Annotated in this window: 6 protein-coding genes and 4 pseudogenes; 6 read left to right on the top strand and 4 right to left on the bottom strand. The window is 58.2% G+C overall.

Annotated elements, in window-relative coordinates; genetic code table 11:
• Positions 1 to 158: 158 nt before the first annotated feature.
• Positions 159 to 1375 (bottom strand): annotated as a pseudogene (locus RPS27_RS02005) (IS110 family transposase).
• 252 nt (positions 1376 to 1627) lie between these two features.
• Here RPS27_RS02005 and RPS27_RS02000 point away from each other — a divergent pair.
• From RPS27_RS02000 to RPS27_RS39580, 3 genes and pseudogenes are all read left to right on the top strand, one after another.
• Positions 1628 to 1887, top strand: a pseudogene (locus tag RPS27_RS02000) (transposase); the annotation flags it as partial.
• 2635 nt (positions 1888 to 4522) lie between these two features.
• Positions 4523 to 5329 (top strand): helix-turn-helix transcriptional regulator, encoded by an 807-nt coding sequence (locus RPS27_RS01995; protein WP_128929890.1) that lies wholly within the window; start codon positions 4523 to 4525, stop codon positions 5327 to 5329.
• Positions 5330 to 6943: 1614 nt separating this feature from the next.
• Positions 6944 to 7247 (top strand): annotated as a pseudogene (locus RPS27_RS39580) (IS3 family transposase); the annotation flags it as partial.
• Here the strand turns inward: RPS27_RS39580 and RPS27_RS01990 are convergent.
• Together RPS27_RS01990 and nolL are read right to left on the bottom strand one after the other, a co-directional pair.
• Positions 7227 to 7513 (bottom strand): annotated as a pseudogene (locus tag RPS27_RS01990) (transposase domain-containing protein); the annotation flags it as partial. The pseudogenes RPS27_RS39580 and RPS27_RS01990 sit on opposite strands and share 21 nt — an antisense overlap.
• 9 nt (positions 7514 to 7522) lie before the next feature.
• Positions 7523 to 8653 carry a nodulation factor fucose acetyltransferase NolL gene (gene nolL, locus RPS27_RS01985; protein WP_128929892.1) on the bottom strand — a complete coding sequence of 377 codons (1131 nt, stop codon included), beginning with the start codon at positions 8651 to 8653 and terminating at the stop codon, positions 7523 to 7525.
• A 985-nt stretch (positions 8654 to 9638) separates the two neighbouring features.
• Between nolL and dctA the strand changes: the two genes are divergently transcribed.
• Together dctA and RPS27_RS01975 are read left to right on the top strand one after the other, a co-directional pair.
• Positions 9639 to 10868: a C4-dicarboxylate transporter DctA gene (gene dctA / locus RPS27_RS01980; RefSeq protein ID WP_206733223.1), complete on the top strand. Its 1230-nt coding sequence runs from the start codon at positions 9639 to 9641 to the stop codon at positions 10866 to 10868.
• Between the two features lie 839 nt (positions 10869 to 11707).
• Positions 11708 to 12379 (top strand): FkbM family methyltransferase, encoded by a 672-nt coding sequence (locus RPS27_RS01975; RefSeq protein WP_128929894.1) that lies wholly within the window; start codon positions 11708 to 11710, stop codon positions 12377 to 12379.
• Between the two features lie 169 nt (positions 12380 to 12548).
• On the opposite strand, the gene RPS27_RS39575 is transcribed toward RPS27_RS01975, so the two are convergent.
• Entirely contained in the window at positions 12549 to 12695 is a 147-nt protein-coding gene (locus RPS27_RS39575; RefSeq protein WP_128929895.1) for a hypothetical protein, read from the bottom strand.
• A 355-nt stretch (positions 12696 to 13050) separates the two neighbouring features.
• Between RPS27_RS39575 and RPS27_RS01970 the strand changes: the two genes are divergently transcribed.
• Positions 13051 to 13359 carry an integrase core domain-containing protein gene (locus RPS27_RS01970; RefSeq protein ID WP_128929896.1) on the top strand — a complete coding sequence of 103 codons (309 nt, stop codon included), beginning with the start codon at positions 13051 to 13053 and terminating at the stop codon, positions 13357 to 13359.
• Positions 13360 to 13562 lie beyond the last annotated feature (203 nt).

Here is a 13562-nt window from a genome sequence, read left to right as displayed (position 1 = left end):
CTACCGCAAGGCTTGGCCATGATCCGCCCGAGCACGGCGGCTGCGTGGAACGGGACTGGCCCGGCTGGAAGTTGCCGTCAGCTGCGATTATGATTGTTGGGCGCGGGCGACCTCGTGGCGAAGCGTGACGCGTCGGCTGCAAGCGTCACCGGACTGCCCTATTTTGTCTTGCCGAACTGAGGCGCCCGCGCGCCGGTTTTTGGCCGCCGCGCTTTCCATTGCGACATGAACCGTTCGTAGCTTCGCTCCGCCTGGGCGGCAATCGACATCTCGCCATCGCGCAGCGCCTTGATGTTGCAGGTATAGGCTGGTCCACGCCGGTTGCCTTTCTGTTGCGGATGTCCGGCTTGAAGTTGCATCGCGCGGGTCTTATTGGCGACCATCGCTGGGCGGGCCCACAGGTAATCTTCGCCCCTTGTCAACAAATGCCAGCAGAGCACAGTGAGCTTCCGAGCCACGGCGACCGCGGCGATCTGGTGGCCACGCCGCGCACGGATGCGCACGAAAAACGCATGCAGTGGACCGGGCGCCTTGGCCGCTGCCCAGGCCGCCTCAACCAGTATGGCGCATGCGTGACTGCGGCCGATCTTGCTGATTCGACCGTGATGGGCGGCTCCCAGTCCCGACTGCCGCACCCTCGGGTTCAGCCCGAAATAGCTCACCAGCTTCTGCGGGCTGCTGAACCGGCTGATGTCGCCGATCGCCGCCACGATCCCGGTAGCGACTGTCACATTCACGCTGGTGATCGTCATCACTCTGTTGACCGCGGAATCGTCGATGGCGTCCTGCGCGATCTCGCGGTCGAGCAGGGCCAAGTCCTCCGCCAGCCGGTCGAGCTCACGAACGTGCCGATCGATCGCCGCGCGCTCATCGTCCGGAAACTGTTGAGCGGCCAGCCACGCCCGGCCGCGGGCATTGAAAAGATCGGCATGCGAGCACTTTGGGATCAGGTGCGCATTCAGGATCGAATGCACTTCGTTCTTGAGCCGCGTGCGATGCCGCACGACCTGGTAGCGCCGCGCCACCAGCCTGCGCTTGCGTTCGGTCTCCGCATCAGGCGTCCAGATCTGCGGCAGGGAGCCCGCCGCCTGCAGGCTGGCGAGTGTACCGGCGTCGATCTTGTCAGTCTTGACGTGCGCCTGAGCGATCGCCTTCACCTGCAACGGATTGGCGATAGTCACCCGCGCCACGAATGGCGTCAGCACCCGCGACACCGCCATGCTATTTCCAGTCGCCTCGATCACCACTTCGTCGGTCGACCGCAGACTCTTGCCCATCCTTCAAGGGCGGCCCGGGTCATGTCGACCCGGCCCGCATGTCGAAGGATGCCGTCTTTCCAGATTACCACCTCGCCGAAGGTTCGGTGAACATCGATACCAATCACGCGTCGCATCTGCGCGTCCTCCCTTCCGTTGATTATTGCGGGAGCGGCGGGCGACACGACAACTACGGACTCGCGCTCACGGCGCAACCGGGCAAGTCGCAGAGGCGGCCAGCTACTAACACGAGCTCTCGGCTCATCGTGTGTATCGGCCTGCCCGCACCTTCGTGCTCCCGGTGCCTCTGTCCCGATGGTCGCACCATACGCCACGATGTCGAACACCGCAGCGGAACGTTGGCACCGAGAACTCTCATACCGGTTACCAATCCGCTCGAACGGGTCAATGGCGAGATCAAGCGCCGCACCGAAGTGGTCGGCATCTTCCCCAATGAAGACGCCATCGACGCCTCGTCGGTGCGATCCTGCTCGACCAGAACGACGAGTGGGCGGTCCAGCGCGGCCGCTACATGACACTGGAAACCATCGCCCCGTTGGGCGATGATCCCGCCGTCAGCTTCCCGGCAATCGCCAGCGACCGATCCGGCCCATGCCGGCGAACGCGGTGACCCGCACTCAGCTACACCACGCCACGGAACACGATCTCGAATTGGTCGCAAATCATAAGAGTTTGTCGCTGATCTCGTAGCTGCAGAACTCCAAGGCCGGCCCCAATTAGACTCGAGCCAGGCTGAGTGTCAGCGCTTTTGGGTTGAGGCGCAAGGGAGAGCATCAATTTTGCCCCACGCATCGTCGCGCGGCTCTGGGCTCTTACATCATCACGCGCCCAATCGAGACCGTAACTCCACGTCCCACTGATTGGGCCGCACGAACGAGTACGGTCCATCAGGAACTTGCTGCGAGGTCCTCGAAGCAGCACAGTTCTTCGAGTAACAGAACGTAACAGCTACTCGTTGCACTACAAGCTTCTACTCTGTTGAAGCGAACCAGCGGACACTTCGCTTCTGATCGAGGCAATCAAAGGCAGCCGCGAGGATGAGCGACGGCATGCCACAATACCCATGCTCCTACCTAACACAACGGCAGACAGCGCTTCGAGATCGCCGAGAGAACAAGTCGATTCGGCTCCATCAACGAGCCCTCGTTTGAGACCCGACAAGCGGTCCTTTGGCACCCCTGCAAAGCGAGCTCGCGAACCAGCCCCTTGCGCGCGGATTAACGGCTCGATCATCCACCGCTAAACGCGCCATCTTCTCGCAGATCACAAGACGTTCGGCGTCACGGAGCATGGAGCGAACTGCGACCATGCAGCAAGGACACAGCGCTTTGCACGGCACGTGCCGCGAATCACAAATAGGTTGGCCTAAGGCCCACTCTCATCTGTTATCGTCTACGATCGTCGGGGCGGTCCGGCAGCAGCTGGTCGTGCCGAACCCGCCCCTAACATCACCACAAGGGAGGCGGGATGGTGATGCTTCTTTGTAGGCAGCAAGAGCCGTGCCTCGACTAACCAAGAGAGAAGAGGGGGACACGCTGAGAGGCGACAAGATGAACTCACTGCCCTGCATGCCGTCGCATAGAAGTAAGTTGCCAAATGAGCGTCGAGTTCTGGCCAAGACTAGATAAATTCCATGCGATGGACAGGCAGCCCGACCACGGAACGCTCTTCTGGCATTTCCTTCGAAGCGAGCCCACCGGCCATGACCACCGTTCCGCAACCATCCTTGTATTTCCCGGGGAGCGAGGCCAGCCGAGGTACGGTTGCGATGGCATTCGCGCAAGCGGTAGTCACCGCTGAGATCAGGAGCGAAACGAGCGGCCGAGGACGGTGGGCCGGCCGAGCCGGGTCCCTTTTCGTACAGAGGCGTTGGATAGCGCGCATGCGACGTTTTTTTGGGGGCACACCTCTGTGCTCCTCGTCTGAAACGAAACACCTCACCGCGCCAGCCGTGCTCGGCTGACTTGAATGAGCTAAAGCGAGAGCCCCTTGGGTCCCAACAACTGTTTGTTTTAGATCGCTCCATAACTAGCGTTGATCTCTCACAATTTGTCTTGGCTCAGCAGAGTGACTGACAAGACGCTTACCTCCCAATATTCCGCTAAAGCAAGGCCTCGCTAGACGGCGTAAATCGCCGCATCTGAGCACCGTATACGCTGGTGTTATTAGCCGCTTGACGGTGCCTTCGATACCGCTGAGAGCGGGCACCACGCTTAGCCCGGGCATGCGGCGGCCAAGAGATCTCACGATAGAACATTGCAGCGCGCCCGACTGTCATGCCCGAAGATCGGCGATCGTCTTTTGAGAACGGAACCCAAATCAACACACCTGATTCAAACGTGCCGCTTAGGTCAGGGTCTCTCGGCCAGAGCCGCTCCTAAGCGATAACGGATTTCCTCAGGAAGTTAGCGAGCTCTGGGCAACTGCGCTCGCGTGGCATCCGATCGATACCCCTTGGGCCATTTCGGCTGACCCATAGTCCCTGTTTCATTGTGATCGCCTGCTCGCGATCACAAGCGAAGACTTCCATCTTCAAGAACAGAAGTCACCGCTCTCGCCCATCAGCTGTGCATTACCCGCTAGTTCTATTGTGCTCCTAAGCACGCGCATCACCACGGCATTCTTAACAACAATCGTAACATGGCGCCTGCATGCAGCTGGTCGACCCAGCGGCACGCAACTTGCTCACCGAGCATAAAAGCGTTGGAGATCCACATGAGCAATGGCTTCGTAGCTTGTCCCCACTCAGACACCGAACAGCGGCGCATACGCAATAGGAACACCGCAAGAAAGCGCGTCAAACCCGGTCATAGAGTTGTGAATGCTCACGACAACCGCGCGACGCTGACCTCGCGATTACCTAAAAAGTTACGTCTTTGCGTTCATCCGAGCCTATGTGGACGCCGCACGCGCCTTAAACAAAGCAGGGCCTTTAGGCAGCACGTCGTTAGTTTTGCTCGCCGGCTTCCGCAGCGCCGGTCCGCCGGATACATCCCGCTCGTCCTGCACGAGTCGGAACAAGCGGCGCATCACACCGTAGGAGCGACGCCACCGCCCGCACCCAGTCTTATGCCAAAGCGCCAAGAAAGGCAGTCGCTACTACCGTCTCGGAGTGAGGACCTACAACCAAGCCCGCTGGTCCTCATCTCGGCGGCCACCGGGAGACGGATGACAGTCGATATCAGTCGGACCGCTCGTCTACCCCGCAATCAACTCCCCAAGCATGAACCCATCGCGTGGCAGCTATGAACTACGACTTGATCAATTGCGCAGCCAACACGCAGTCGCTTTCACCTCTGTTCCAAATGCTGGTAAGCAAAGCAGGAAAGCTGGGCTTCGGTTCAGTAGCATATGCGGCAGTAACATACGCCCCGCCCAAACGCCTTCGTGAAAGTCCTGCCCCCATGATCGCCTCGAACTTTCCATCCCACTGGAGTAAGCCCTACGCAGAACACGAATACGGCAATATAGACCCCGCAATTCATCGATCACGGCGTTTTTCACGCCCAATATGCTGGGAGGAGCTGTCTGCACGATGTCGATTGCTGCCAGAAGAGCAACGCGCACTGGATTTCTACAAAATAGCGGGCTTTAAGCGCGGCATAAGCGTTCCCCTTTTCGCAGCGCAGGGCCATGTATCCGTGGCGCTGTTTGCCTCCGAAAGCGATCGGGCTGATCCGAAAGGCTCCTTACTTCACCTCGCCGCACTGGCCTCTCAATTCCACATCGGTTATGGCCTTATCGCGCCCCTACCAGATGAGAACCGATATCTGAATGTTACTTTCACTCCACGTGAAAAAGAGATCCTCTTGCACGCGGCGGAAGGCAGGTCTTCCTGGCATATCGGCCGGCTCCTCCACATCAGCGGGAATTCAGTCGACTTCCACATGAAGAACATTATGCGAAAGATGGGTACAAGTACGCGCACTGTGGCAATCAGAGAAGCCTACCGCGCCGGCCTTATTCACTACGCTTCCCCAACGAACGAGGAGTGCCGCTTCTCAAAGGGACATACAGTGAAATCGAAGAACCGTACTTTGGCAAGGCAATGAAGCATGGCCGCTGCCGGGTGCCCACAAGTTCAGACGATCCCCTGAGCTTTTCTGGTCCTGATCCGACGGATGCCCGGCGCGCGAACTGCTCAGAGAATAATTCCGGTGCTACCGATCCAACGCTGCGCTTGGTCACGTCCGGCTAAGTGAGAACAACCATAGCTTGCACCCGAAGTGATGGATAGTTCGCTTACAATGCTCGACACTGCGCCGCCTAACTTGCGTGGGAGATCAACACGTTCGCTGCGCCCCGATTTCTCAGGCTCATGCCGCGCGGCAATTAGGGTGGAAGCTCCCCACCCAGATTGTCGCGCTATACAGGCTCACTTGCTTTCAAGCGAGAGGAACGGTTGATGCGACTGCGAACAGATACTCCCGATCCATCATGCGCTCGCAAGTCCCGACTGTTCGCGGATCAATCCTTGCTGATGATGCAAATGCGACGCTGGCACATTCAGGCGCTTCCCCCGGGGTGGCGATAAAAGATGCCGCCGAAGACATGCCGCTCTTCACGAATGAGGCTGGCACGGCCGCCGACTAGCGAATGCATCCCAGAAGTGCTTGTAAGCCTTGGCAAGACCGGTGCCTTCCTGATATTGTTCGCGTAAATAGGACACCGGAGCAAGTATGGCAAAACAGGTAAAAAAGAAGATTGCGCGACGCGAGTACAGTAGAGCGGACGTGAAGGAACTCCGCGCCCATTCAAGGGCCAAAACACCGGTCATTCAAATTGCAAAGCTTACAAAGCGTACCGTTGGGTCGCTGCGTCAGAAGGCGCGAAAACTTGGCTTGCCTCTCGGTCACCGGCGCTAATCAGGGTCCTAACTCGATGGCTCTCTATTATTATCCCTCTCGTAACCACGCCATTGATGATGGCATTAGCTAGTGATCCGCCCTTCAGGGGGCCTGCGCCCGAAGCAGCAGTCGTGGGCAACGACAAACCTTCGCTATCGGGCCAGTGCAATTCTCTCGTGTTCCATGTGGATTGGAACGTGCGGGGTCGTTCCCGTATTCCACAACATCTCGGTAAATTCGTCGCCCCCCGGGCAGGATGCTGCATCTCGTTCACCCTTGAAGGGAAGGGCGCAAATAGAGCTTGAGCCCCCCTAACCCGATTTGGCGGTTTCGCGATCGCATTTGATGTCTGTATCTCGTCTGGCTTGCCCAATCACAAGCGTCACATTATGCAACTCTCAAAGCATGGTGCCCCGCGGACCACACGAGCTCTGCGCCTGCCGTCACGACATCGCGTTTTGACGAGTTGAGTCTGGATTAGTGCGCTGCATCGCTCGGCTCTCACGAGCTTATCGTGGTGCGGTGATCCATTCATGTGTGTCTACCTTACAGCGATCAGGCGCGAGCATCTCCTGCAAATGGGACGCTATTTAACTTGCTCAGCCGCGAATTCGTCTCTCTTATCTTTCTGATATCCCCTGGAGCTCGCGTACGGTTTTCGATTTAATCCACCAGGTGTGTGCGGCTACCAAGTGGGTTTCAGATAGGTCGGGTAAGAGTGGATGATCGCGCTAGCTCCTGTCACCATGCGCACGGCTCTGCGGGGCTGGTTGAGCGATCCACGAGCCGAATAGCCGGCACTAGCCGAGCCGCGGCAGCGAGGGAGAGCCCCGGCAACTAACCGGATCTAGTGACTTTTATCGCGGGAAAGGCCCCCCGTCCGCCAGCGGCGGGCTCGCCACAAAGCCGTGGGACCGTGCCACGACCCTTGTCGAGGCGTGGCCCAACGCGAGCCGTCGCTGGACTTTGTGCAAGACAGGTTCTCCAGTGGATCTCAGGATGGCGCGTCGCCCGCGAACTGACGGCGATCGTCGAGCGACGCGACAAGCCAGGAATGATCGTGTCCAACCACGGCACAAGTGTAAGCGGCAGGGTGAGGCCGTCAGATGGCGTGGTTCCATGGCATAAGGGCGTGGATTTCGCTGCTCAGCCAGCCGTTGGCGATACGCTGAAGCGTGAGAGCAAGCCAGCGAGCGGATCGACGTTGTTCTTCTTCGCTGTCTGCAACAGTGTCGCGATGGTCGCCCAGGTTCGTCTGCCGCCGTCGCTGCCGGCAAACAGACTATTCTTTCTCGTAATTGTTTGTGGCCTGATGGCGCGCTCGACGATGTTGGAGTCGAGCTCGATGCGACCATCGGTCAGGAAGCGTTCGAAGATGGCACATCTGGCGTCACGACGCTAAACGCTTCTGTCCCAAACGGAGGCCACACGGCCAATAGCGATCCGAGTAGCGCTCCGGCGACACTCCCAGATCCTTCGAAGGCCGCGCACAATCCACTGAATCGCTGCGGCGATGACAACAATTCCCGCCCCTAGCGCCGCAGCGATTGCGATTCTAACTGATAGCTCGAAAGGTCTTTCAAACGAAATAAAGTCCATCAAGCGGAACACGGCGCCCTGGATCAGATAAAGGACCAGCGTACGCTGCCCAAGACCTACCGCAACGAAGAGAACCACGCGACTAGAACAGCCAAAGCGCCAGACCTGCAGCAACACTTCCATTGCAATTGCCGAGGCAGATGCAGAGCCAAGAAACATAAGCAACACTTGCTTTGTATCGTGAACCAGTACTAGGTTGTTGTAGGCGTAGGTTGTTTTGTTCCAGTTGAAATAGCACGCACAAGCCATTCCACTAAGCAAGACCATCAAGAGCGATTTGTATCGTGAGATTATGGCCGTCCGCCATTCCTTCGAATGAGCGAACACGACTCCAAGGCAAAAGAATGGGTAAGTGTATCGCGCCAATGGCACTATCGAAACTGTCAACGGAGTGAGGGCAACAAAGATCGCTGACGTGCCAATCACCCAGGCCGATACCCGGCCGCACAACGCGAAAAGACTCCTCATGACGAGGAATGAGGCAAATGTGGTCCAAATGAACCAATATGAGCCTACTAGCTCCTTCGCAAGGTCAAACAGTACATCACGCAGGCTTGTTGGCACTGACCCCGTAGCTAGCTTGAACGCCCCCAACTTGATTGCTTCGAGAAGCGTGCCGCAAAATAGCGCCGGCAGCAACAATTGCTTCACACGATCAGCGACGCTGCGCGACAGCGACTTGTAAACTAGCGCTCCGTGGGACAAATAGCCGCTTATCGCCATGAAGAGCGGCATGTGAAACATGTAGATGAACTTGAAGTAAGGCGAATGCCAATATTCGTTATTTCTACAAATAACGTATTGTATCAAATGTCCGATGATCACCAAGATGATGAGCATGCCTTTAGCAAAATCAAGGCTTAGGTCTCGCGGCGCTCCTTTGAGCGCCTGCGAACTACACTCGGTTGATTGTGCTGAGCAATGAAACATGATGCCTCGGCATGCGATTTACGACCCGCGGAGCGCCAGTTGGGCTGACCCGATCGGGCTCGAAGGCTTCCCGACCGATTGGTGCACCCTCCGACGAAACTGACGTAATCATTGCGACGAATGCGACAATTCCGCCGTTCCGTTCCTCGTCTTTGCTCATCTTTCCAGATTGGTACAATCGGTTGTATTGATGCGACACATCCAGATGGTGAATGATGTGAGACGATCGCCGCCCGGCCACCGTTACCAGAGCTCTTGCACAATTAGTCGTCTTGCTACCCGCAATCAATCGGCTGCGTTTACGCACCCCATGGTCTCCGCAATAATAAGGCTCTCCTTGAACAGTAACACTCGTGGCACGCAGTTTGCTCTTTTAGGGCAAAGCTCACGAGAATAGGGGAGGTCCGCATGCACACTTCGTCTGCATGATCCAGATGCCCGGGAATAACCAGATTCCTCATCCCGTTACTATCATGCGCCACGCAGCCTGATCGATCTCGAAGAAGAACGCAGTCTTCTCTAGCGAGGCGCCCTTAGACATTGGATGCAGGAACGTGAAATAGTGAAGTACCTGCGCTTACGCCCACAGACCCTCTTGGCGGAACGCTGCGACTGGGAGATGAAGGTCGTGATTTTGGATCACCTAGACTGGGAGCGTGTAAGGCAGCTATTGCCCGCTGACCGGTGGCGACGAGGCTGCGCAAAAACAGCTCAATCGCTGGCTCTTTTTGGTTTGATCCACGACAGCCTAAAAATACTCGAATGAACTCGGGATCGGCCTGAGGCGAAACCGCTTAAGCCGCCTTCCTGAGCACGCCCACATGCCCCAATAACATGCCGGCCACTATGCCTCACTGGCGCTGCCAACGCCAAAGCTCGTTCTGCACACTGGGAGCCGATCGCCAGGAAGGATGGAGACATGACCAAACCCATTGGAGGCGTCGGGCGCGCCGAGCAGCCGCGTGCCGGAGCCCGCTCACATAAAATGCTATATGTCCAGGTTTTGGCGGCAATTGCTCTCGGCGGCATCGTCGGCTGGCGCTGGCCGCACCTGGCCACTAATGACTGGATCAAGGCGCTGGGCGAGGGCTTCATCAAGTTGATCAAGATGGTGATCGCTCCGATCGTCTTCTGCACCGTCGTCTCCGGCATCGCCCATATCCATGATGCCAAGAAGGTCGGACGCATCGGCGTGAAGGCGTTGGTCTATTTCGAGGTCGTCTCCACCTTCGCGCTCATCATCGGCCTCATCATCGGCAATGTCGTGAGGCCGGGCGCGGGCTTCGGCAGTGCGGCGGCCAACGCGCAGGCGGTCGCCAACTACGCCAAGCAGGCCGAAGGCCAGAAGTCGGTCGACTTCATCCTGCACATCATTCCCGACACCGTGGTCGGCGCCTTCGCGCAAGGCGAGATCCTGCAAGTGCTGCTGTTCTCCGTCCTGTTCGGCTTCGCTATCCTGGGGCTCGGCGAACGCGGCCATTTGATCCGCAGCTTCATCGATGATGCCGCGCATGCGGTGTTCGGCGTGATCTCGATCGTAATGCGCGCGGCGCCGGTCGGCGCCTTCGGCGCGATGGCCTACACGATCGGCAAGTTCGGGACCGGCGCGATCCTCAATTTGATGGGCCTGATCGCGACCTTCTACGTCACTGCGGCCCTATTCGTGCTCCTGGTGCTCGGCATTATCGCGCGCCTTGCCGGCTTCTCGATCTTCAAGTTCCTCGCCTACATCAAGGACGAGCTGCTGATCGTGCTCGGCACCTCGTCCTCGGAGAGCGCGCTGCCGTCCTTGATGGAGAAGCTGGAACGTCTCGGCTGCTCAAAATCGGTGGTCGGCCTCGTGGTGCCCACGGGTTATTCGTTCAATCTCGACGGCACCAACATCTACATGACGCTAGCGACGCTCTTTATCTCGCAGGCGCTCGGCTACGATCTGACGTTCAGCCAGCAACTCACGATCCTGCTCGTGGCGATGCTGACCTCGAAGGGGGCCTCTGGCATCGCCGGTGCAGGCTTCATCACGCTGGCGGCGACGCTCGCGGTCGTAGATCCACGGCTCGTGCCGGGCATGGCCATCGTGCTGGGCATAGACAAGTTCATGAGCGAATGCCGCGCGTTGACCAACCTCTGTGGCAACGGCGTGGCCTGCGTGATCGTTGCCTCGTCCGAGGGCGAGCTCGACCGAGAGACCTTTAATGCGGCTCTGAGCTATTAGTTGCAGCCGTTATGGCCGTCATCTCGCACCCTGTCATGGCGCGGCGGCCTGCACGGTGCACAAGTTGGTATGAACATAGGTCTTGAAACCGAGCACCGGAGCCGTTCACTCGGCAGTATGTCAACGGCCATTGATGCCATCTTTGTAAGTGACGTGCCATCGTGGTGTCGCACATCAACTTAGAGAGGGCAGGGCATCGGGTCCCCACCTAAGTTTGAATGACCATAATCATCGCGAGTGCGGGTGGCCCCGTACGCCCGGCAGCACGCGGCCAGACCCCAGGCGCCACCATCGGACGGTGATTGCGCGTGTGTTGTATTTAAATGACCTTTTCGCTGGCCTCTGGAGGCCAACTATCCATTAGCCAAATATAGCCCATCATTGAAATCGATTGTACAGCCGAGGGTGGGCCGCGCAATAGTAAGCAGCAGCTCGGTGCGAGCTCGCAAATAGAGATCCCTCAATGAATATTAGGGCGCAGAACGCTACCGGAAACACGATTGTTGATACGCTCCTATTTGCCTACTGCTTGGCCAGATCTCACCGATTGTGGACGCTCTATCCAACCATAGGGTTGCCTGTCTCGCCTCCGATCGCGTGCTCTCGGGTAGCCGCACCGTTTCCTCGACCTCGCAATTTCCACTTGTGAACGCGGCTCTGAGCCAAAGGCTACTTACCCCGGTCAATGATCCGCCAGAGCCTCGCAACAGAGCTGCCATTGCCCTCTCAACGTTGTTACTCGTTACTCGACGAGTGCCCTTATTGAGCAACCCGCCAGCACCTCCCAGGCTCCTGGTTCCACCGGTTAACACACATCGCAACGAAAAGGATAAGGACAGATGCTAGAGTCGTTACCTACACTGGAAATACACCAGAAGATCGTTTCTCATCTTCGGGTCACATGCCCGGTTATCTTGGACATTGGATGCAATGATGGTAGCGACACACAGCGATTTCTTGAGCTGTGTCCAGACGCCAGCGTATACTGCTTTGAACCTGACCCTCGCGCAATAGCTCGCTTCAAGGAGAATAAGCGTCTGGCTCGACCCAACGTGGCGCTCATGCAGCTCGCCATCAGTGATCGAAACGGTACCATCGAGTTTCATCCGAGCAATGGGGACGGAGATGCGAGGGGGTGGGACTTATCGGGCTCCATACGTAGACCCAAAAATCACCTTTCAGAATATGATTGGGTTCGCTTTGATGACTCGATTCTGGTCGAGACCCAGCGACTGGATGACTGGAGCGGCGAAGCTGGTCTCAGCGGCCCTGTTGATCTAATCTGGATGGATGTTCAAGGAGCTGAGTCGGACGTAATCGCTGGCGGTCAGAAAACCCTGGGCAGAACACGGTTCATCTACACCGAGTATAGTGACCGCGAACTGTACGAAGGCCAGCTTTCACTGCGCTCCATCCTTGACCTCCTTCCCGCGTTCGAAGTGGTTACTCTGTATCCGCGAGAGATTGAGGGCGACGTTCTGCTTAGAAACAAGGTGCTCCGGTCTGTTTGAGGAAAGCCACGCTCGGCAGAGTGGATGACCGACATGCGCGGTTCGCGGGCTTGTTTGTACCGCAGCACTCCTATCGCGGGGCCGACGATGAAGTGGCAAGTTGCCGAAGCTTTGTTTGCATACCGCCTAGGGTGGCTCGTTGGCTATCCAAAGCGCGCCAGGATACGGCTCAGACAATTCCCAGCCCGGAGGCATGCATGGGCAGATCGCAGGTGGCGCATAGATCGATGCGTTCCCGTGGGAGATGCTCCGCCAGTGGCCGGCGGGCTGGCTTGCGGCGCTCGAACGATGGCACCGCCATCTTGTCCGCAGCCACCTGAGACCGGTCTGGACTGCCCAGCTTTTTCCTCCAGGCCAGCGAGCTGCAGCTCGAGCCAGTCCAGCAATGCGCCTCGCTCCGGAGGACTGTCCGAACTGCTCGTGCTGGAGCTTCTTGAGCGTGAGCTTCTCGATCTCTCGATCAGCTAGGTCCCCGCTTGCCTTCCGCCCCGCCGGCGAACCGGACTTACGTCCGCCGCGCAGGCTGTCTGCAGCGTCCGAACCGCTGATCGCGCAACCGATTTAACTCCATTGAGCGCGGCAACTCCAAGATGGTGGTCAACGACAACAGCGAGGCCGACAGCAATGGCATCATGTCGTGGGCTGATCAGAGCCGCCTAGCCTGGCACTAAATGGGGCCCGGCAAGCCTATGCAGAATGCGCATCGAAGACTTCAATGGCCAGCTGCGGGGCGAGCCGCTGTTTACGTCCCTGCCCAGGCCCGTGTCGTGCCTGGGTGCCGGCGGGCCGATTACAACGACGCGCGACCACACTCCCAGCTCGGATGGAAGACCCCGTTCGGGTTCGTCTTCACCTGCCGGGATCTGGCACTGCGCTATGCGAAGGCTCCGCGTCAGCTTGTCGCGCGGCGATCAGGATGGAAGGCAGCGTCAATCAAGGTGAGAGAGTTTCGCTGGGCTCGTGACGTAGGGAGGGCGTAGCCCGACCGGAGTTACGAGCCCAGCGTCGGCGCGATCCCGAGGAGGACCGCGCCGACTGGTGATCGCGGCCGGCGGGGTTATGCAAGTGGTTCTTCCGCCAAGAGGAATCACTCGCGTGCCCGGCCGACACATCACAGATCACCAGATGAGATGGGATGGTTGCCGCCCTCCCCAGACGGCATCGTAATGTGCCAAGAACGCAG

It is taken from the genome of Bradyrhizobium sp. WYCCWR 12699, from assembly GCF_032144035.1.
Lineage (GTDB): Bacteria > Pseudomonadota > Alphaproteobacteria > Rhizobiales > Xanthobacteraceae > Bradyrhizobium.
Note: the sequence above shows the minus strand (reverse complement) of the source record. Positions and strands in the feature narration are given on the sequence as shown.